Origin of the sequence: Nonomuraea sp. K271, assembly GCF_009908215.1 — a bacterium.
Taxonomy (GTDB): domain Bacteria; phylum Actinomycetota; class Actinomycetes; order Streptosporangiales; family Streptosporangiaceae; genus Nonomuraea; species Nonomuraea longispora.
Window position 1 is genome coordinate 1 of sequence record NZ_JAAAHR010000073.1, and the last position, 20197, is coordinate 20197.

Sequence of the window (20197 nt, forward strand, 5' to 3'; positions counted from 1 at the left end):
GCCCCACCCCGCCACCGGCAGCACCTCGCCACCGATCATCCTGGCCTCCGCCGCGGCCACGGACAGGGTGTCGGCCACCCGGGCGATCTCGCCACGCCCGTCCTTGAGCGGCTTGCCCAGCTCAACCGCCAGCAGGCCGGCCAACTGGTCGGCCTGCGCGATGGCCGAGGCGGCGGCGCGTTCCAGGATGTCGGCACGGGTGGCCGGCGCCAGCCGCGCGATCTGCTTGGCTGCCTGCCCGGCGAAGGTTCGGGCCGCGGTGATGTCGCCGGGTTGGGCCGTTCGTGCCCGGCTGACGGTTTCCCGCAGGTAAGGGCCCATGCGGTCGACATGCTCGCCGCCGGTCAGCCACTCGCCGGCGACTAAGCACCCGGCTTCGTGGATGGTGTTCATGCTGATGACTCCCGTCGATCCGCGTAGCGGTTCTCAGATTCCGCACTGTGGATTGTCGCCTCACGGTATGAGCACGACTATGGGTCTGGCAAGAGGTCTTGGTAATCCGCTTGACGGAGCATATGGACCGCTTAGCGGACTGGGTGTTAGCGTACGGACCACATGAGAGGGTGAGCAGCAGGTTCACCTTCGACTCATTAGTGAGGATCCGTGCCTTCGAACATTCCCGCAGCGTCGGGGGAGAGCGGGGGTGTGCGCAGCGTCCAGCGTGCGTTCGACATCCTCTCCCTGCTCACCGAGGACCGGCGGATGTTGACGATCCGGGAGGTCGTCGACGAGACGGGCCTGGCCAAGACCACGGCGCTGCGCCTGCTGCAGACTCTGGAGCACATGGGGTTGCTATGGGCCACGTCCAAGGGATACACGGCCGGGCCGGCCCTGTGGCGCTGGGCGCATCTCGCGCGCTCGTCCTGGGAACTGCCGCCCGAGACCGTGCAGCTCATGCGTGAGCTCGGCACGCGGCACCGGGAGACCGTCAACCTCTACGTGCTGCGCGACATCCACCGCATCTGCATCGCCCAGCAGGAGAGCCCGCAGCCGCTGCGCCATGTGGTGCGGGTGGGCGACGAGCTGCCCCTGTGGGCGGGTGCCTCCTCCAAGGTCCTGCTGAAGGACGCGCCGGAGCGGTTGCTCGCGCGAGTGGCCCGCTCTTCTCCCCATGGGGCGGCACACGTGGCCACGCTGCGGGAGTGGATCGACGAGGCCGCGCGGGACGGGTTCGCGGTCAGCCATGGTGAACGCGAGCCCGGTCTGTCCGCGGTCGCCGTCCCGGTCACGAGCGGCTCGCGGGCGACCGTGGCGACGCTGACGCTCAGCGGCCCCACGGTCCGCTTCACCGACGACCGCGTCGAGCAGTTCGCCGCGGATCTGCGCGAGGCCGCCAAGCGCATGTCGGAGCGCGGGTTCGACCATCCTCTGACTTGACTCAATGGAGCGTGCATGCAGCAGTTGCCACTGGACGGCGTCAAGGTCGTGGACCTGACCAATGTGCTGGCCGGGCCCTATTGCAGTTACCAGTTGACGCTGTTCGGCGCGGAGGTGGTGAAGGTGGAGCTGCCCGGCGTCGGGGATCTCGCCCGGCGGCTCGGACCCGATCCGGAGCTCAACCGGGAACAGATGGGCGCCTCCTTTCTCGCCCAGAACGCCGGCAAGAGCTCGGTCGAACTCGACCTGAAGAGCCCCGCCGGGCGGGCCGCGTTCGAATCGATGATCGCCGGAACCGACGTCCTGCTGGAGAACTTCAGAGCAGGGGTGCTGGCCAAGCTAGGCTACGGCTGGGACCGGCTGCGCGAGCTCAACCCCGGCCTGGTCTACTGTGCGATCTCCGGCTTCGGCCAGAGCGGGCCGATGAGCGGGGCGCCCGCCTACGACCAGATCATCCAAGGGCTGTCCGGCATGATGAGTGTCACCGGCACCCCTGACACCGCTCCGCTGCGGGTGGGATTTCCCATTTGCGACACTATCGGAGGGCTGATGGCAGCCCTCGCCGTCTCCGCCGCACTGGCCGGACGTCGCCGCAATGGGCAGGGCTGCTTCCTGGACCTGTCCATGCTGGAGGCCTCCATCTCGGCCATGGGCTGGACCGTCTCCAACTACCTGATCAGCGGGGTCGAACCGGAGCCGATGGGCGACCAGAACGCCACCGCCGCCCCCTCCGGCACCTTTGAGACCGCCGACGGGCCTATCAACATCGCCGCCAACCAGCAGGCCCAGTTCGAGACCCTGTGCCGGCTCACCGGCCGGTCCGACCTGGTCACCGACCCCCGCTTCGCCGAGCGGGAAGCCCGTAAGGCCCACAGGCAGGCCCTTAACCAGGAGCTCAACCAGGCGCTGCGGGCCAAGACCGCGCTTGAGTGGGAGGAGATCCTCTCCTGCGAAGGCGTTCCCGCCGCCCGCATTCTCACCGTCCCGCAAGCGCTGGCACTCGACCAGCTACGCCATCGCGGCTTCCTGACCGAGGTGCCGATCGCGGGATCGGGCGAGCGGCAGGTCACCGTCACCGGAAACGGCGTGGTCGTGAACGGCGTCGCCCTGCGCCCGCGCGGGTCCGCCCCGCTGCTCGGCGAGCACAACGACGAGTTCGAGGGCGTCTCATGAGCGAGACGGCGGACTGGTGGGCCACCGCGGTGTCGAAAATCGAGCCCGACGTCATCGAGCTGCGAGGGCAGCCGGTCCAGCAGCTCATCGGGCGGATCAGTTTCGCCGAGATGATCTGGCTCATGCTCCGCGGCGAACGCCCGGATCCTCGCCGTGCGGCGCTGCTGGAGTCAGCGCTGGTCTCGTCGGTCGATCATGGGCCGCACGCGCCGTCCATCGCCGTCGCCAGGATGGCCGTTACATGCGGGGTGGGGCTCAACAACGCAGTCGCCACGGGTGTCAACCTGCTCGGCGATGTACATGGCGGCGCTGGCGAGCAGTGCGTCAGGCTGCTGGCGGAGGTGGTCGGGGACGGAGACGCGGCCGCGGTGGTCGCCCGCTGGCGCGCGCGTGACAAGTACCTGCCAGGCTTCGGACATCGCTTCCATACGCGCGATCCGCGCCGGGATCCGCTGCTCGACCTGGTATCCGAAGCCGTCGACGCCGGGGTGGTGACGGGCGAGTACCTGCGAGCCGCGATCGAGGTCGAGCGTCTGATCGTGCCGGTGCCGATGAACATCGACGGAGCGACCGCGGTGGTCTACGCCGAGCTGGGCTTCCCGGCGCCCCTGGCGCGCGGGCTCTTCGTGCTCAGCAGATCCGTCGGGATCCTGGCCCACGCCTGGGAGGAGGCAGGGCAGGGGCGGCGCAACAAGGGGCCGATACCGCCGTCCATCCTGCCCACCTGGCTCTGATACTGAAAGGGGAGTCCCGCCGAGCGGCGGGGCTCCCCTTTTCTCAGTAGACGACGATCTTGCCGGTGCTCTGCGGGAAGATCGCGTCGTTGTAGAAGTACTCGCCCGGGGTGTCGAAGGTGTGGGTGGAGGACTGGCCGGGCATCAGGACGCCGGTGTCGAATTCGTACTCGAAGAACGAGACGGCGGCATGTGCATTGGCGTTGTCGGCGGGGTTGACGAAAGTGACCGTCGTTCCCTTGGGCACGCGCAGGTGCTGCGGCGACATGGCGTTCTGGGCCACGGTGTTCTCAGTCGCTCCGGGCTGCTGGTTCGACGCATCCCAGATCCGCCCCAGCGTGATGGTGGTGCCGGTGAGGGCGGCTGCCCTGATGTCGTTGCGCTTCTTCGGCGGCGTCGGGGTGGGTGCGGGCGGGACTTTGCCGCCGAGCTTGAAGGCCCACAGGTGGTCGCCCTTGGGGATGTCCGGGTACGGCAGGCCGTTGCCGCCCGCCAGCACCGCGATGTACTGCTCACCGTCGATCTCATAGCTGATCGGGCTGGTGTGCACGCCGGCGCCGCACTGGAAACTCCACAGGATCGTGCCGTCGGTGTCGTCCATGGCGTGCAGCAGTCCGTCGGGACCGCCCTGGAACATGACCCGCCCGGCCGTGGTGAGGATGCCGTTGCCGTGCGCGAGCGACCACTCCCGGTCCAGTGCCCACACCGGGGTGTTGGTACGGGGATCGACGGCCGCGATGCCGCCGGCGAAGTACTCGCCGAGGGGGCGCGAGGTGTTGACCCGGCCGTCGCGACTGTTGGAGAAGCCGGAGTTGATCAGGCCGTAGCCGATGTAGACCCAGCCCGTATGCGGGTTGTATGACAGGTGCGCCCAGTCCGCGCCTCCACCCGCGCCGGGGAAGATGATCGTCGCCCGGTCCCAGTGCGGCGTGTAGAGCCCACCCCAGGCGTAGAACGGCACCGGCCGGATGGCCTTGCCGAACTCCGGGGCCTGCGGGGTGAACGGCTCTCCGCCGGGGAACGGTTGCGTGGCCGCGGTCTTCTGCTGCGCGTACTGCGGGACGGGACGCTCCTCCATGCCGTGAAGGGGCTCCCCGTTGCGCCGGTCGAGGATGTAGAACATGCCGACCTTGCTGCCGTAGACCACGGCCTTGCGCAGCTTGCCCTTGACGTTGATGTCCACGAGCACCGGTGCCATGACGTTGTCCAGGTCCCAGATGTCGTGGTGCACCGACTGGAAGTGCCACCTGCGCTCGCCGGTCTTGGCGTCGATCGCCACGATCGAGTTGGCGAACAGGTTGTCGCCGCCCCGGCTGGAGCCGTCGAGACGGGGGTAGGAGCCGCCGAAGGTCCAGTAGACCAGCCCCAGGTCCGGGTCGACCGCCGGGTGGATCCACGGAACGGCTCCGCCGGTCTTCCAGGACTCTCCTTCCCAGGTGTCGTTGCCGAACTGGCCCTCACCTGGGCACGACCAGAACATCCAGACGATCTCGCCGGTGGAGGCCTTCAGCGCGTAGGCCCGGCCGCGTGCCCCTCCTGTGCTGCCCTGCATGCCGACGTAGATGAGGCCGTCCCAATAGACGACGGCGCCGGCAAGGGTGCCGGTCAGGCCGCCGCACTGCCCGTTCTCCGGGTCGCAGCCGCCGGTGTCGCCCCCTCCTTCGCCGTCGGTGATGAGCTGCCGCTGCCAGACGACCTCGCCGGTGTCCTTGCTCAAGGCATAGACAATGTTGGCGCCGGAGGTGGAGAAGACCAGGTTTTCGCCGAGAGCGACGCCGCGCATGTTGGTCTTCTCGTCGCCCAGGTTCATTCTCCACTTGATCTTGCCGGTCTTGCCATCCACGGCGAAGACGTTCTGCTGGGTGGTCTGGACGTACAGGACGCCGTGTTCCACGACGCAGGTGCTCTGCTGGGCGGAGGACGTGCTGCCGCCCTCGAGGTTGACGTGCCAGGCGCCGCCGAGCCGGCGCAGCGTGCGGGCGGTGATCTGCTTCAGCGGGGAGTAGTTGTGGTTGCCGAGGTTGCCGCAGACCTTGGGGAAGTCCCTGCCCGTCACGCCTAAAGACACGGGCTGGCGTTCCAGCGGAACCGTGGCGGCCTGGGCGGGTTCGATGATCGCGCCTGTGATCGTGGCTGGGGCGGTCAGCGTGGCTGCCGCACCGAGGAGGAAATTACGTCGTTCCACTGGCACCAAGCCTTCGGTGGTCCACTTGATGGACCTATAGATCCATACGACGGACGCACCATAAATCCGATCAGTTGGCGAAGGCAAGGCTTGTTCTCATCGAAGATCCGTGGTTAGGCTCAAGCCCTTGAATGGACCAATCGATCCGCGTGGTGGATCGCAATGCGAGGTGCCCATGCGCAGCAAACTCTCCATCGCCACCGCCATCGGAGCGGCGGCCCTCCTGCTCACCGCCACCGCTCCCAGTTCCGCCGCCTCCCCTTCGGCGGCGCAAAACCTTGGTGATCCCGACTACGGTGTCTGCCGGGGCACCGATGCCCGCTGCTACCACGACTGGGGCAACTTCGACCCTGCCAACGGCTACAAGCTGCTCGTCTACAGCCGCACTGCCGGTCCCCGTCACGCTCACCTCGGCACTCCGCTCGGCCCTGGGCTCAATCCACCGCCCAACGACGACAACGTGGCCGTCAAGGCGATGATCAAAATGGGGCAGGAGAACGGCTTCACGGTCGACTACACCGAAGACGTCACCCAGTTGTCGTCGGCGGGTCGGCTGCTGTCGTACAACGCGGTGATGTTCCTCAGCACCACCCGCGACGCCCTGGATGACGCTGCCCAGACCGCATTACGCCAGTACGTCCGCGCCGGTGGTGGCTTCGTCGGCGTGCACAACGCGTTCGGCACCGAGTACAACTGGCCCTGGTACGAGGGTTTGCTCGGCAATGCCAACTTCTACGACCACGGCTCCAACCAGCCCGGCACCGTCGTCACGGTGGACCGCCGCGATGTCTCCACTCAGGGGCTGCCCCGGACCTGGGGCTTCACCGACGAGTGGTACAATCTCGTCCCTTACCCGACCCGGGTCCGCGTCCTGGCCGAGGTGGACGAGAGGAGCCTTGCCCAAGGGGTACGCGGCAACCTCGGACACCCCGGCCACGGCGACCATCATCCGGTGAGCTGGTGCCAGTACTACGACGGTGGCAAGGCGTGGCTCACCACTCTCGGTCACGACGTCAAGGCATGGACCGACGAACCCATGGACGGTGACCGATACTTCCTCCAGCACCTGCTGGGCGGCGTCAAGTCCGTGCTCGGGATGACACCGTTCTGCCGCTGACATCGGTCATGCCGGGGATCCCGGGAGGGTCGGTGTGTTGAGGTGGGACCGCGCCTCGCGTGGTGAAGTACCGTCGGCCGGCGACGAGCAGGTCCTCGGCGGGGAACTTGGTGATCACCTCGCAGCCGTCGGCGGTCACGAGGATTTCCTCCTCGATGCGAGCCGCCGACCAGCCGTCCTTCGCGGGCCAGTAGGTCTTCAGGGCGAAGACCATGCCCTCCTCCAGGACCTCGGGATGCTCGGGCGAGACCAGCCGGCTGAAGATCGGCTTCTCCCAGATGGACAGCCCGACGCCGTGGCCGTACTGGAGGGCGAATGCGGCCTCCTCGTCGGCGAAGCCGAACTCTTGCGCGGCCGGCCACACGGAGACGATGTCGGCGGTCGTGGCGCCGGGCTTGACCAGGGCGATCGACTGATCCATGTACTCGCGGCAGATCTTGTAGGTGTCCCGCATGGCGGGGGAGGCGCTGCCGACCGCGAAGGTGCGGTAGTAGCAGGTCCGGTAGCCCACGTAGCTGTGCAGGATGTCGAAGAACGTGGGTTCACCCGGGCGGATGATCCGGTCGGAGTGGACGTGCGGGTGCGGGCGTGCTGCTGGTCACCCACGACGTGGACGAGGCGATCGCGCTGGCCGATCGCGTCCTCGTGCTCGACCACGGCAGGATCGCGGCCGAGCAGCGGCTGGATAGGCCGGGGCGCCACCGAGATCCGATCCGAGCCGTTGCGAGCGCTCGGCGTCACAGGTGAGAGAGCGTGATATATTCATGTAAAGCTAGTAGGAAAAGTTGACTATCGGCGACGTGAGATCGTACATTACCGGCATGAAAGAGGAGCGCGACGTGCCCGTCCGCACGGACCTCCCGGGGGATACGCATTGGTACGACCTCCCGGACGACGAGGCCGAGCTCGAGCTGGAGGAGCAGCCCTCCGCGCCGCGGCGACCCTGGTGGCGGTGGTGGTCGTGAGCGGCGGGAGTGTGGTGGCACTGGTCGGCAACCCCCGGAGCGGGTCCAGGACCCTGACGGTGGCCGTCGAGGCCGCCGAGACGCTGGCCAGGCAGATCGGGCACGACGCTGCGATCGAGGTGGACCTGTCGGGCCTCGGTCCGCACCTGCTCTCACCCTCGCCGTCCCTGGACGTGGAGGTAGCGCTGGAACTCGTCACGGAAGCGGACGTGATCGTTGTGGCCAGCCCCACCTACAAGGGCACCTACACGGGCCTGCTGAAGTCGTTCCTGGATCGGCTGCCCTACCAGGCTCTGGCCGGCACGGTGGCGTTGCCCTTGCTGGTGATGGGCGACGCGCGGCATGCGCTCGCCGTCGAGGTCCACCTACGCCCGCTACTGGTGGAGTTGGGCGCCGTCGTCCCCACGCCCGGCCTCGCGCTGGTCGAGGCCGATCTCCCGCGTCTGCCGGAGGTGCTGGAGCAGTGGCACGCCGCGGTGGCGCCGCAGGTGAGGGCGGCGCTCACGGATGTCGCCAAGGCGTGACGGCGACGGCCTCGAAGGAAACGTTCAAAGAAGGTCATCGTCCGTGCCCAGCCCCTGTCCCGTCGCCTAGGCTCGCCCCCATGTCGATCGACAAGAACGCCGCCCTGCTCCCTGACCCCGATCGCGCTGTGGTCGCGATCGAGCCGCCGGCCGCGGGGGAGGGGTACTGGGCGGGCGCGCCCAGCGCGGTGGCCGCGGACGGGCTGATCTATCTCGCCTACCGCCTGCGCCGCCCGGTTGGGCAGGGCCGCGGGTACGCCGTCGTGGTCGCTTGCTCGGCGGACGGTGAGCGCTTCGAGACGCTGACCAGCGTCACACGCGAGCAGATGGACGCCGAGTCCCTGGAGCGGCCCTCACTGGTACGCCTGCAGGACGGGCGCTGGCGGCTGTACCTGAGCTGTGCCACCGCCGGCACCAAGCACTGGCGGGTGGAGGTGCTCGAGGCGGCCGATCCGGCAGCGTTCGATGCGCGCTCGCGCGTCACCGTCCTGCCGGGCGATCCGAAGACCGGGGTGAAGGACACGGTCATCGTACGGCGGGATGGTATGTGGCACCTGTGGGCCTCCTGCCACCCGCTGGCCGATCCCGACGAGGCCGATCAGATGGTCACCGACTACGCCACCAGCGCCGACGGCTTGGAGTGGACCTGGCACGGCACCGCTCTGAGCGGCCGTCCAGGTCTGTGGGACGCGCGCGGCGTCCGGGTCAGCGCCGTGCGTTTCGACGGCGATCGCGTGCTGGCGTTCTACGACGGCCGGGCAAGCGCGGCGGAGAACTACGAGGAGCGCACCGGCATCGCCGCCGGAACGGAGCCGGATGCGCTCACCCCGCTGGGCGAGGAGCCCGCGGCGCTGTCGCCGCATCGCGGCGGGGGCCTGCGCTACCTGGACATCGTGGACCTGCCCGCCGGCGGAGCCCGGCTGTACTACGAGTACACCCGCCCCGATGGCGCCCACGAGTTGCGCACCGAACTGCGCTGATCGGGCGCACCGGCCGCCCGCGCCGGTCGGCCGGCCCGCGTTGATCAGGATCGGCGTCCGTTGCGCGACTGCCGCTGTCCGGGCGGCCGGGCGCCGACCAGGCCGCCGGAGCGCTCGCGAGGGCGGAGCCAGTCGCCGAAGTCCTCGCCGGTGACGCGCTGGAGCAGCCGGATGTCGTCGGCGAAGTACGGGAGGAGCTGTTGCCGCTGCTCCCAGGACAAGGGTCGGCGAGCCGGGCCCTGGCGCTGGAGCAGAGCCTCCACCGGCATGGCCAGGGCGGCGGGCAGACGCCTGCGCAATGAGGACAGCATGAGGTGCCGGGCGCCCGCGGCCGGGTGCGTCGTCACGTTCTCCCGGGGAACCTCGGTGAGCACCCCCGGGCGCACGCCGAGGAAGGCGCAGATGCGATCCAGCGTCGCGGCAGGCCGGTCGACGATGTCCCGGTAGCGGAAGATCAGCACCTGGTCGCGGGGGAACAGGCCGAACAGATGCTCCAGCTGTTCGCCGTACCGGCCCAGCCCGACGTAGCGCCAGAAGTGCCCCCACCCGTCGGCGATGCGCCGCTGTTCGGCCTCGCACGCGCGCACCAGGTCGCCGATCGGCTCCAACCCGGCCGACCACAGATGCGTCCAGTTGGAGTGGGCCCGCTCGACCGGGTCGCGCAGCGTCACGATGAGCCTGACGTCCGGGATGGCGGCGTGGATGCGCCACTGGGCGGCCAGGTCGTGGAGATAGAAAGGCGTGGACTCGCCGGTCAGGGTGCCCGGGGGCGCCTCGGCGAACAGCGCCTCGTAGTCCGCGCGCCGCCAGATGTGCTCCTGATAGGTCGCGGCGTCGCCGGGACCGCCTCTGTCGGGCGGCGGGCCGTCGGTCAGGAAGAACTTCGGCTCTTTGATCGTGGACATATAGAGCTCCGGATGCTGCTGCAGTGCGCTGTGCAAGGCGGTCGTCCCCGCTTTGGGCACCCCGGCGATCAGGAAATCAGGCAGGGACACTGTGTTCCTCCCGGCGTTCGTCAAGTAGCCCCATTTTCCTACCAAAAGTATGGGATACTCAAGTATGGGTTTGGACAGGACCCGCTCGCCGGGCGAGCGTGCCGAGACACCCCTGACCGCCGCCATCCTGGCCGGGCGGTGGATACGCTCCGCCGCCGTGGACGACGAGGGCGGGAGGTGCTGGAGGGCCAATCCGGATGCCCGGGGCCGGTCGGCGCTCGCCGCCGCCGAACCCGCCTCGCTGTACGCCGGGGCGGCCGGGATCGTCCTGTTCTTTCTGGAACTGGCCGCGGCGACCGGGCACGAGGCGTACCTGGAGGACGCCCGCGAGGGTGCCCGCTACCTCGCCGCCACCTGGCGGGAGCAGGCGGATCTGTCGCTCTATCACGGCCTGAGCGGCACCGTCGTGACGCTCGTCGAGGCCGGGTGGGCGCTCGGCGACGGCCGCTTCGAGGAGGAGGCCGTGGCCGCGGCCGATCGGATCGTCCGCGCGACCCGCCCGCTGGACGGCGGCCCCGGCTGGACGGGAGATCCCGCGCAGCGCGGCGATGGCGGGATTGTGCTCGGGCTGCTGCGCGCCGCCACCGCGCTGGGCGTGCCGGCCTACGAGGAGATCGCGGTGGCGGCGGGAGAGCGCATCGCCGGGCTGTCCGTGCCCGGCCACCGCTTCGGCGACTGCCCGGACCTGCCCGTGGACGCGATCACCCCGGGGTTCCTCGCCGGCACGGCAGGGACGGCGTTCCTGCTGGCCCGCCTGTACGGCCTCACCGGTGAGCGGCGCTTCCTGGAGGCGGCGAACCGGGGCGCCGGCTTCGTGCGCGAGGTCAGCACCGTGACCGACCGGTGCGCCGTCGTGCCGCACCACGTGCCGCACGAGCGCACGCTGCACTATCTGGGGTTCTGCTCGGGCTCGGCGGGCGTGGCCCGCATGTTCTACGAGCTGTACCGGGTCACGGGCGACGCGGGCCACCTGGAGTGGGTGGAGCGCCTGGCCAACGGCATCCTGCAGTGCGGAGCGCCGCGTCGGCGCACGCCCGGGTTCTGGAACGTGGCCTGCCAGTGCTGCGGCACCGCCGGGCTGCTGGAGTTGTTCACGGGGCTGTGGGCGGTTACGGGGAAGGACGCCTACCTGGCCTTCGCCGGCGGGCTCGCCGAGCATCTCGTCGGCTCCGCGAGCGACCTCGACGGCCGAGGTCTTCGCTGGTACCAGGCGTACCGGCGGCTGCGTCCCGGCGAGGTGAGCGCGGACACCGGCTACATGGTCGGCGCGGCCGGCATCGGCGCGGCCCTGCTGCACCTCGATGCCGCCATGCAGCCACGCCACGCACGCCGGGCCATCCTCCTGCCCGACAATCCGTTCCCCGCCATCCCCGTGCCACCTGGCCGGCTAAGTGACGGGATTACCCTCTAAACCAGTAGGAAATGTTGACTTGTCGGAGATAGTGGCTTAGCGTCGTTGGTATGAGCCAGGGCTTCCTCCTGACCAGGCGCTCCCACGTGGATTTCGGCCACGTCGCCAGCGCGCAGTGTCGTTGATCACGGACCCGTAGTCGCCGAATCCCACTCTCGTGCTCCCGGCGTGGCCGGCGCCGTCCACGCCTCCTCCGACGACTCCTGTTTCTCCGCGCTCCCGGCAGCCGCCCGGGCGCCGCGTGAGCATGCCTTCTCCCGTGAGGAACTCTCTCGTGATCGTGCCATCAGTGACACCCGGCCACCCTGTCCGCCTTCCGCATCGCACGGGGGTGCCCGCATGACCGACACGCTGCCCGACCGCGCCATCGCCGCCGACCAGTTCAGGCAAGCGCTCGCCGTGCACGCCAGCGGCGTCGTGGTCATCACCGCGCAGAACGACGGCATTCCCGTAGGGCTCACCGCCACGTCCTTCTCCTCCGTCAGCCTGGAACCGCCCCTGGTCTCCTTCTACGTGGACCGTTCCTCCACCACCTGGCCGCAACTGGGCGCCGCCGACCACTTCGCGGTCAACATCCTGGCCAGTGACCAGGCCGAGCTGGCGGCCCGCTTCGCCCGCAAGGACATCGACCGCTTCGCCGCGCCCACCCGCTGGCGGCCCGGACCGCTGGGCGCGCCGCTGCTGCAGGACGTCTCGGCGCACCTGATCTGCCTGCCCTACGAGAGAGCCGAGGTCGGCGACCACCTCCTGGTGGTCGGCCTGGTCACCGAGGCCCACGTACGGCACGCCGGCCGCCCCCTCCTCTACCACCAGGGCCGCTTCGGCCGCTTCCTGGCCCACCCCGACTCCTGAACCCCGGAGCCGCTTGTGTCCACACCCACGCAGAAGCGGGCCTACGCGAGCCCCGTCGACCACACCGCCTACGGCCACTACGGCCCCGGCCGCCTGCACCTTTCGCCGGACTGGAACCGCCCGGTCTACCCCTTCCAGAGCCGGATCACCGCCGACGGCCCCAGCAGCTTCCGCGCCGAGCCCGGCCGCTACCACCTCTGCGTCGCCTGGGTCTGCCCCTACGCCCACCGCGCCGCGGTCGTCCGCAAGCTCAAGGGCCTGGAGGACGTCGTCTCCCTGTCCTATGTGGACGACGAGCGCGACGGCCGCGGCTGGGCCTTCAGGGAACGCGGGGGCCCGGACCCGGTCAACGGCTTCACCCTGCTGGAGCAGGCCTACGACGCCACCGAGAAAGGGTACGGCGGCCACATCTCGGTCCCCGTGCTGTGGGACCGGCGGACCGGCACGATCGTCGGCTACAACTTCCCCGACATCACGATCGACCTGGCCACGCAGTTCGAGCAATGGGCCGACACATCGATCGATCTCTACCCGGACACGCTGCGCCCGGAGATCGACAAGCTGAACGGGTGGATCTACTACGACGTCAACACCGGCGTGTCCCGCGTGGCCCGTGCCACCACCGAGGACAACCGCGAGCGGTACAACCGCTGCCACCTCGCCAGCGAGCGGGAACTGAGCGACTTCCACTATTTGTGGCCCTACGCCCGCGACCTCCACCAGCGGCCCGCCTTCCGCGAGACCACCAAGGGTCGGCCCGCAACCTGGGACGCACCCCACGGGCGGGGCCGATGACGCGCAAGCAGGTCCATCTGGCTGCCCATTTCCCGGGCGTGAACAACACCACCGTCTGGGCCGACCCGCGCTCCGGCAGCCAGATCGACTTCGCCTCGTTCGTCCACCTGGCCAGGACGGCCGAGCGTGGCAAGTTCGACTTCTTCTTCCTGGCCGAGGGGTTGCGGCTGCGCGAGCTGAAGGGTCGCATCCACGATCTCGACGTGGTGGGGCGCCCGGAGGCGCTCACCGTGCTCAGCGCCCTCGCTGCGGTGACGGACCGGCTCGGACTGGCCGGCACGGTCAACGCGACCTTCAACGAGCCGTACGAGATCGCCCGGCGGCTGTCCACGCTCGATCACCTGAGCGAGGGCCGAGCGGCGTGGAACGTGGTGACGACCTCCGATGCCTTCACCGGCGAGAACTTCCGCCGCGGCGGCTTCCTCGACCGGGCCGACAGGTACGACAGGGCCGCCGAGTTCCTCCGCCTGGCGCGCGAGCTGTGGGACTCCTGGCGGCCGGACGCGATCGCCGCCGACCCGGAGACCGGCACGTTCGTCCGGCCGGGTGCGATCGGAACGGTCGAGCACTCCGGCGAGCACTTCACGGTCCAGGGCCGGTTCACCCTGCCGCGCACGCGGGGACGCCCTGTGATCATCCAGGCGGGCGACTCCGACGAGGGCCGCGAGTTCGCCGCCGCCAACGCCGACGTGATCTTCACCCCGCACGGCAGGCTTGAGGACGGTCAGCGGTTCTACGCCGACGTCAAACGCCGCCTGGCCAAGTACGGCCGCGAGCCCCACCAGCTCAAGATCATGCCCGGTGTGACGTTCGCGCTGGGCGGCAGCGAGGAGGAGGCCGCCGAGAACGCCGCCCACATCCGGCGCCAGCAGGTCGCGCCGCAGACCGCGATCGCGTTCCTGGAGCAGGTGTGGGGTCGTGACATGTCGGCCCACGACCCCGAGGGGCCGCTGCCGGACGTCGAGCCGGACCTGTCGGAAGGCGTCTTACAGGGCCGGGTGCCGATCAAGGACCGCGCTGCCATGGCTGCCAAGTGGCGGGCGCTGGCCGAGGAGAAGGGCCTGACGATCCGCGAGCTGGTGATCGAGGTGACCGGGCGACAGACGTTCATCGGCACCCCCGAGACCGTGGCCCGGCTGATCGACGAGCACGTGCAGGCGGACGCCGCTGACGGGTTCATCCTCGTGCCGCATCTGACGCCAGGCGGGCTCGACGAGTTCGCCGACCGGGTGGTGCCGCTGCTGCAGGAGCGCGGCGTCTTCCGTGCCGACTACACCGGCACGACCCTCCGTGACCATTTGGAGCTCGCATGACGTTGCACCTGGCCGTGGCGCTGGACGCCGCGGGCTGGCACCCCGCGGCCTGGCGGGAGTCCTCGCCGGCCGTCTTCTCGGCGGGATACTGGGCGGCGCTGGTGGCCGAGGCCGAGCACGGGCTGCTCGACTTCGTCACCATCGAGGACGCGCTCGGGCCGCAGTCCACGCTGCCCGACGGCTTCGACGACCGTACCGACCAGGTGCGGGGCCGGTTCGACGCCGTTCTGCTCGCGGCCCGGCTGGCCCCGCTCACCAGTCGGATCGGGCTGGTGCCGACCGCCACCACCACCCACACCGAGCCGTTCCACGTGGCCATCGGCATCGCCACCCTCGACCACGTCAGCGGGGGCCGGGCGGGCTGGCGGGCTCAGGTTTCCCCGCGGGCCGCCGAGGCACGGCACTTCGGCCGCAAGGAGTTCCCGCCGGTCGACCAGATCCTGAACCGGCCGGGCGGCATGGACCTGTCCGCCGATCCCCACGTGCGCGAGCTGTTCGCCGAGGCCGCCGACGCGGTGGAGGTGGCGCGGCGGCTCTGGGACAGCTGGGAGGACGACGCCGAGATCCGCGACGTGGCCACCGGGCGGTTCATCGACCGGGACAAGCTCCACTACATCGACTTCGCCGGGCGGTTCTTCTCGGTCAAGGGGCCGTCGATCACGCCGCGCCCGCCTCAGGGACAGCCGGTGGTGACCGCGCTGGCGCACGCGCGGCTGCCGTACGAGTTCGCCGCGGGGGGCGCCGACGTCGTGTACGTCACGCCGCACTCGGCCGAGCAGGCCCGCGCGATCGTGGAGGAGGTCAGAGGGCTGTCCGGCGAGCTGAAGATCTTCGCCGACCTGCTGGTCTTCCTGGGCGAGGACGCGGGCGGGCGCAAGGCGCGGCTCGACGAACTGGACGGGGATGAGCTCGTCTCCGACGCCGCGATCTTCATCGGCACCGCAGGGGAGCTGGCCGACGTGCTGCTGGAGTGGCGGCGGGCCGGGATCCAGGGGTTCCGGCTGCGGCCCGGCGCGCTGCCGTACGACCTGACGCAGATCGCCCGGGGACTGACCGCGGAGTTGCGGGGGCGTGGGGCGTTCCGGCACGCGTACGAGGCCGCCACGCTGCGCGGGCTGCTCGGCCTGCCGCGCCCGGCCAGCCGCTACGCGGAGGTGTCATGAAATTCCTGCTCATTACGTTGATCGTGCACAACGACGACCGATCGCCCACCGAACGGTTCCGCGAGGTCGTCGAGACCGCGGTGCTCGCCGAGGATCTCGGTTTCGACGGGTTCGGCGTGGGGGAGCGGCACGAGCGGCCGTTCATCTCCTCCTCGCCGCCGGTGGTGCTCAGCCACATCGCGGCCAGGACGTCCAGGATCCGGCTGTTCACCGCGGTCACCACGCTGAGCCTGCTGGACCCGGTGCGGGCGTACGAGGACTACGCCACGCTCGACCACCTGTCCGAGGGCCGGCTCGAGCTGATCGTCGGCAAGGGTAACGGCGCCGCGCAGGCCCGGTTGTTCCACGTCACGGCCGAGGACCAATGGGACAGAAACCGCGAGTCGTACGAGCTGTTCCGCCGCCTCTGGCGGGAGGACAAGGTCACCTGGGAGGGCCGGTTCCGGCCGCCGCTCACCGAGGCCGAGACCTGGCCCCGCCCCCTGCAGCGGCCGGTCCGCGTCTGGCACGGCAGCGCCACCAGCAAGGAGTCGGTGGACCTGGCCGCCCGCTACGGCGACCCGCTGTTCTCCGCCAACGTCACCAACCCCATCGACCCGTACGCCGAGCTGATCGACCACTATCGGGAGCGCTGGGCGCACTACGGGCACGACCCGGCCGACGCGCTGGTGGGAGCCGGGACAGCGGGCTACTACGCGGCCAGGACCTCGCAGGAGGCCATCGCGACCTACCGGCCGATCTACGAGGCACGCATGGCGTTCCAGCGGAAGCTCGGGCTGCCGATCGTCTTCCCGACCCTGGAGGACGCCATCGAGCGCAGTTCGATCCTGGTGGGCAGCCCGCGGCAAGTCATCGACAAGGTGCTGCGCTACCACAAGCTGTTCGGCCACGAGGTCATGCACCTGCACGCCGACGCCGACGGGCTCACCCCGACGCAGCACCGGGACGCGCTGGAGCTGTTCCAGACCGAGATCGCGCCCGTGCTGCGGGCGGAGATCCCCAGCAGGCCGTTCCCCGGAGGTATCGCGTGACACTGTCCATCCTCGACCTCGCCCCCATCACCTCCGGCGGCAACGCGGGTGACGCGCTCCGCAACACCATCGACCTGGCACGCAAAGCCGAGGAGTTCGGCTACCGCCGCTACTGGGTGGCCGAGCACCACTTCGCGCCCGGCGTGGCCAGCTCCGCCCCGGCCGTGCTGATCGCCCTGGTGGCGGCCGCTACGTCCACCATCCGGGTCGGGTCGGGAGCCGTGCAACTCGGGCACCAGACGCCGCTGTCAGTGGTGGAGCAGTTCGGGCTCATCGACGCGCTGTACCCGGGCCGCATCGACCTCGGCATCGGCCGGTCCGGCCAGCGCCGCGCCGAGCCGGCCAAGGACGCCTTCGAGCCCAAGGACGCGAGGGTCGTCGACGGGCTGCTCATCCCGCCGCCGTTCGACTGGTCGAAGCTCGCCAGGCACCCGCACCTCGCCCACTACGCGACCCTGCTCCAACAGCCGGGCGCGCAGACGCCCGACTTCGCCGACCAGATCGACGACGTGCTGGCCTTCCTCAACGGCACGCACGACGCCCACGCGGTGCCCGGCGAGGGCGCGGACGTGCAGGTGTGGATCCTCGGCAGCAGCGGCGGCCAGAGCGCGCAGGTGGCGGGGGAGCGGGGGTTGCCGTTCGCGGCCAATTACCACGTCAGCCCCTCCAGCGTGCTGGAGGCGGTGGAGGCGTACCGGGAGGCGTTCAAGCCGTCCGACGTCCTGGAAGAGCCCTACGTGATCGTGTCGGCGGACGCGGTCGTCGCCGGCGACGAGTCCACGGCCCGCGAGCGGGCCAAGGGGTACGGGCTGTGGGTCCGCAGCATCAGGACCGGCGCGGGCGCGATGCCGTACCCCTCGGCGGAGGAGGCCGACGCGCACGTCTGGACCGCCGCCGATCGCGAGCTCGTCAAGGACCGGCTCGACACGCAGTTCGTCGGCTCGCCGGAGCAGGTGGCCGAGCGGCTGCGTGTGCTGCGCCGGGTGAACGGGGCCGACGAGCTGCTGGTCACCACCATCACCCACGATCATGTCGACCGCGTCCGCTCGTACGAGCTGCTCGCCCAAGCCTGGGACCGCCCGTGAAGCGCCTGACCCCCGCCCTACTGGTTCTCACGCTCGCCGCCTGCGGCGCGCCGACCGCTCAGACCGCCCAGAGCACCTCGCTGACCTGGGCCATCGAGACACAGCCGATCACCCTGAACCCGCAGCTGTGGGCGCAGAACAAGGTCAGGCTGCTGGTGTTCGACCAGTTCGACGCGCTGCTGTCGAAGGCCGAGGACGGCACGTTCCGGCCCTGGCTCGCCGAAGCGTGGCAGGTGTCAGACGACGGACTGACCTACACCCTCGACTTACGGGACGACGTGACCTTCCACGACGGCACGAAGTTCGACGCCGCCGCCGTCAAGGCCAACCTCGAGCAGTTCAGGGTGCCCGGCTACAACCCGTCGGTGGCCGCGATCCAGCTCAAGGCCTTCGACAAGGCGGAGGTCGTGTCGCCGTACCAGCTGAAGATCACACTCAAGGAGCCGGACGCGCTGTTCCTCGACTTCCTCGCCTCACCGAACGCCGGGCAGGTCTCGCCGAAGTCGCTCAAGAGCGCCAAGGACCTCAAGTTCGGCGGGCCCGACCTGGTCGGCACCGGGCCGTTCATCCTCGACCGGTACATCCAGGGACAGGAGAACCACTACCGCCGCAACCCCTCTTACAAGTGGCCGCCCGCCGGGGCGGCCCACCAGGGCCCCGCCCACCTGTCGGAGATCACCTACCGGTTCCTGCCCGAGGCCGCCGTCCGCGTCGGCGCGCTCACCTCCGGCCAGGTGCAGGTCATCGAAGGCGTCCCCGCCACCGAAGTCAACCTGATCAAGAAGGACCCGGACCTGGCCCTGCAGACGTCGCTCAACTCCGGCACCGCCTACTCCTACTACTTCAACACCTCACACGCCCCCTTCGACGACCAGCGCGTACGGGAGGCCTTCCGCCAGGCGGTGGACGTGGACGCCGTGCTGAAGTCCGTCTACCAGGGCACCGCCACCAGGGCGTGGAGCATCGTCGGCAAGAAGAGCCCCTTCTACGACGCCACCCTCGAAAACACCTACGGCGGCGATGTGGCCAAGGCCAACGCCCTGCTCGACGAGGCCGGCTGGAAGCAACGCGACGCCGAGGGGTTCCGGGTCAAGGACGGCAAGCGGCTCACCGTACGGGAGGTCGCCTCCGCGCCGTTCGTCCGGGACCGGCGGGACATCCTCGCCCAGGCCATCCAGGCGCAGGTCAAGCAGAGCGCCGGCATCGACTTCCAGGTCAAGATCGTGGACCAGGGCACCGCCCAGAAGGCTCTGGACGAGAACGAGTACGAGCTCTTCGGCAACTCACGCGGCGACTCCGACGTGGGCGCCGCGCTCAACCTCATCCTGTCGGCGAAGGCCGCCATCAATCGCACCCGCTTCGCCGACCCGCAAGTGGACAAGTGGCTCGCCACCGCCTCGGCCACCTCCGACCAGGCCGAACGCAAGGAGCTGTACGCCAAGGTGCAGCAGGTGGCAGTGCGGGAGAAGGCCATCGTGTTCCCGCTCTATGTGCCGGCCGACCAGATCGCCGCGCATAAGAGCGTCCAGGGACTCGGCTTCGACCCCTCCTCCGGCACTCCGGCGAGCGCGTACGACGTGCGGATCGGCACATGATCAAGCGACTGGGCACCGGGCTGGCCGTGCTCTGGGCCGCGGCGACCGCCTCGTACGTGGCCTTGCTGCTGGCCCCCGGCGACACCGTCGACATCCTGGTCGGCGACGGCCCCGACACGCCCGAGATCAGGGCCGGGATCGTCGCCGAGTGGGGGCTCGACCGACCGCAGATCGCCCAGTACCTGTCCTACCTGTGGCGACTGCTCCACGGCGACCTCGGCCGCTCCTACCAGCAGCAACGTGGCGTCGGAGAGATCCTCGCCACCCAGCTCGGGCCGACCGCCCAGCTCACGCTCGCGGCGGCGGCCACCGGTGTGGCGCTCGCGGGGGTCATCGCGGTCGTCACGGCGGGCAGAGGGCGGTGGCTGCGCGGTGCCGCCTCCGCGGCCGAGCTTGTGTCGGTGTCGGTGCCGCCCTTCCTCATCGGGCTCGTGCTGCTGTCGGTGTTCTCGTTCACGCTCGGCTGGTTCCCGGTCTCCGGGGCGCAGGGGCCGCAGGCGCTGGTGCTGCCCGCGCTCACGCTCGGCCTGCCCATCGCCGGCGTGCTGGGACAGGTGCTGCGCGGCGGGCTCGAACGGGCGCTGGAGCAGCCGTTCGCGGTGACGGCGCGGGCGCGCGGGCTCACCGAGCGCGCCCTGGTCGCCCGGCACGCCCTGCGTCACGCGCTGATCCCCGCCGTGACGCTGGCCGGGTGGTTCACCGGGACACTGCTGGGCGGCGCGGTCATCACCGAGGTGTTGTTCGGGCGGCCCGGGCTCGGCCAGGTGGCCATGCAGGCGGTGACCGGCCGGGACATGCCTGTGGTGATGGCCGTCGTGCTGCTGTCGGCCGTCGTGTACGTCACCGTCAGCACGCTGCTCGACCTGGCCTACCGCGTCATCGACCCGCGGATACGAGGGTGA

Annotated in this window: 21 protein-coding genes; 17 read left to right on the forward strand and 4 right to left on the reverse strand. The window is 70.0% G+C overall.

Translation table 11 applies throughout. From position 1 onward, the window contains the following. Positions 1–393 (reverse strand): aldehyde dehydrogenase family protein (locus GUY59_RS24280; protein WP_161714668.1); only part of this gene is annotated, 393 nt, incomplete at its 3' end. Positions 394–603: 210 nt separating this feature from the next. Here GUY59_RS24280 and GUY59_RS50815 point away from each other — a divergent pair. From GUY59_RS50815 to GUY59_RS24295, 3 genes are read left to right on the forward strand one after another with little or no spacing between them, the layout of a single operon-like run. Continuing rightward, positions 604–1377 carry an IclR family transcriptional regulator gene (locus GUY59_RS50815; protein ID WP_252375279.1) on the forward strand — a complete coding sequence of 258 codons (774 nt, stop codon included), beginning with the start codon at positions 604–606 and terminating at the stop codon, positions 1375–1377. Between the two features lie 15 nt (positions 1378–1392). After that, positions 1393–2550 carry a CaiB/BaiF CoA transferase family protein gene (locus GUY59_RS24290; protein WP_138208724.1) on the forward strand — a complete coding sequence of 386 codons (1158 nt, stop codon included), beginning with the start codon at positions 1393–1395 and terminating at the stop codon, positions 2548–2550. Continuing rightward, positions 2547–3284, forward strand: coding sequence for a citryl-CoA lyase (locus GUY59_RS24295; protein ID WP_138208723.1), 738 nt, complete (start codon positions 2547–2549; stop codon positions 3282–3284). Before GUY59_RS24290 ends, GUY59_RS24295 begins: the two co-directional genes overlap by 4 nt. Before the next feature lie 43 nt (positions 3285–3327). Here the strand turns inward: GUY59_RS24295 and GUY59_RS24300 are convergent, their stop codons facing one another. Beyond that, complete coding sequence (locus GUY59_RS24300; protein ID WP_161714669.1) at positions 3328–5469, reverse strand: outer membrane protein assembly factor BamB family protein; 2142 nt, start codon at positions 5467–5469, stop codon at positions 3328–3330. Between the two features lie 175 nt (positions 5470–5644). Here GUY59_RS24300 and GUY59_RS24305 point away from each other — a divergent pair, with 175 nt between their 5' ends. After that, entirely contained in the window at positions 5645–6586 is a 942-nt protein-coding gene (locus tag GUY59_RS24305; protein WP_138202291.1) for a ThuA domain-containing protein, read from the forward strand. Here GUY59_RS24305 and GUY59_RS24310 read toward each other — a convergent pair. Further along, positions 6549–7145 carry a M24 family metallopeptidase gene (locus GUY59_RS24310; RefSeq protein WP_212746227.1) on the reverse strand — a complete coding sequence of 199 codons (597 nt, stop codon included), beginning with the start codon at positions 7143–7145 and terminating at the stop codon, positions 6549–6551. The genes GUY59_RS24305 and GUY59_RS24310 overlap by 38 nt on opposite strands. Before the next feature lie 29 nt (positions 7146–7174). Between GUY59_RS24310 and GUY59_RS24315 the strand changes: the two genes are divergently transcribed. The 4 genes from GUY59_RS24315 to GUY59_RS24330 all read left to right on the forward strand — a co-directional run bounded on the left by GUY59_RS24315 (position 7175) and on the right by GUY59_RS24330 (position 9055). Beyond that, entirely contained in the window at positions 7175–7333 is a 159-nt protein-coding gene (locus GUY59_RS24315) for a hypothetical protein (RefSeq protein WP_442939007.1), read from the forward strand. A 53-nt stretch (positions 7334–7386) separates the two neighbouring features. After that, entirely contained in the window at positions 7387–7551 is a 165-nt protein-coding gene (locus GUY59_RS24320) for a hypothetical protein (protein ID WP_161714670.1), read from the forward strand. Beyond that, positions 7539–8075 (forward strand): NADPH-dependent FMN reductase, encoded by a 537-nt coding sequence (locus GUY59_RS24325; protein WP_330849200.1) that lies wholly within the window; start codon positions 7539–7541, stop codon positions 8073–8075. The genes GUY59_RS24320 and GUY59_RS24325 overlap by 13 nt, the downstream gene beginning before the upstream one ends. Positions 8076–8155: 80 nt before the next feature. Continuing rightward, positions 8156–9055, forward strand: a complete 900-nt coding sequence (locus GUY59_RS24330) for a hypothetical protein (RefSeq protein ID WP_138202292.1) — start codon at positions 8156–8158, stop codon at positions 9053–9055. A gap of 44 nt (positions 9056–9099) precedes the next feature. Here GUY59_RS24330 and GUY59_RS24335 read toward each other — a convergent pair whose 3' ends face one another. Continuing rightward, positions 9100–10050, reverse strand: a complete 951-nt coding sequence (locus tag GUY59_RS24335) for a sulfotransferase family protein (protein WP_138202293.1) — start codon at positions 10048–10050, stop codon at positions 9100–9102. A gap of 64 nt (positions 10051–10114) precedes the next feature. Here GUY59_RS24335 and GUY59_RS24340 point away from each other — a divergent pair, with 64 nt between their 5' ends. The 9 genes from GUY59_RS24340 to GUY59_RS24380 all read left to right on the forward strand — a co-directional run bounded on the left by GUY59_RS24340 (position 10115) and on the right by GUY59_RS24380 (position 20197). Then, entirely contained in the window at positions 10115–11461 is a 1347-nt protein-coding gene (locus GUY59_RS24340) for a lanthionine synthetase LanC family protein (protein WP_138202294.1), read from the forward strand. A 339-nt stretch (positions 11462–11800) separates the two neighbouring features. Continuing rightward, a complete protein-coding gene (locus tag GUY59_RS24345) occupies positions 11801–12313 on the forward strand; it encodes a flavin reductase family protein (RefSeq protein ID WP_138202295.1) in 513 nt (170 codons plus the stop codon). Positions 12314–12328: 15 nt separating this feature from the next. Further along, positions 12329–13108, forward strand: coding sequence for a glutathione S-transferase (locus GUY59_RS24350; protein ID WP_138202296.1), 780 nt, complete (start codon positions 12329–12331; stop codon positions 13106–13108). Continuing rightward, positions 13105–14421: an NtaA/DmoA family FMN-dependent monooxygenase gene (locus GUY59_RS24355; RefSeq protein WP_138202297.1), complete on the forward strand. Its 1317-nt coding sequence runs from the start codon at positions 13105–13107 to the stop codon at positions 14419–14421. The genes GUY59_RS24350 and GUY59_RS24355 overlap by 4 nt, the downstream gene beginning before the upstream one ends. After that, a complete protein-coding gene (locus tag GUY59_RS24360) occupies positions 14418–15584 on the forward strand; it encodes an LLM class flavin-dependent oxidoreductase (RefSeq protein WP_138202298.1) in 1167 nt (388 codons plus the stop codon). The genes GUY59_RS24355 and GUY59_RS24360 overlap by 4 nt, the downstream gene beginning before the upstream one ends. Next, a complete protein-coding gene (locus tag GUY59_RS24365; protein ID WP_138202299.1) occupies positions 15581–16615 on the forward strand; it encodes an LLM class flavin-dependent oxidoreductase in 1035 nt (344 codons plus the stop codon). Before GUY59_RS24360 ends, GUY59_RS24365 begins: the two co-directional genes overlap by 4 nt. Beyond that, positions 16612–17700: an LLM class flavin-dependent oxidoreductase gene (locus tag GUY59_RS24370; protein ID WP_138202300.1), complete on the forward strand. Its 1089-nt coding sequence runs from the start codon at positions 16612–16614 to the stop codon at positions 17698–17700. The genes GUY59_RS24365 and GUY59_RS24370 overlap by 4 nt, the downstream gene beginning before the upstream one ends. Next, positions 17697–19295 carry an ABC transporter substrate-binding protein gene (locus tag GUY59_RS24375; protein ID WP_138202301.1) on the forward strand — a complete coding sequence of 533 codons (1599 nt, stop codon included), beginning with the start codon at positions 17697–17699 and terminating at the stop codon, positions 19293–19295. Before GUY59_RS24370 ends, GUY59_RS24375 begins: the two co-directional genes overlap by 4 nt. Next, positions 19292–20197, forward strand: coding sequence for an ABC transporter permease (locus GUY59_RS24380; RefSeq protein ID WP_138202302.1), 906 nt, complete (start codon positions 19292–19294; stop codon positions 20195–20197). The genes GUY59_RS24375 and GUY59_RS24380 overlap by 4 nt, the downstream gene beginning before the upstream one ends.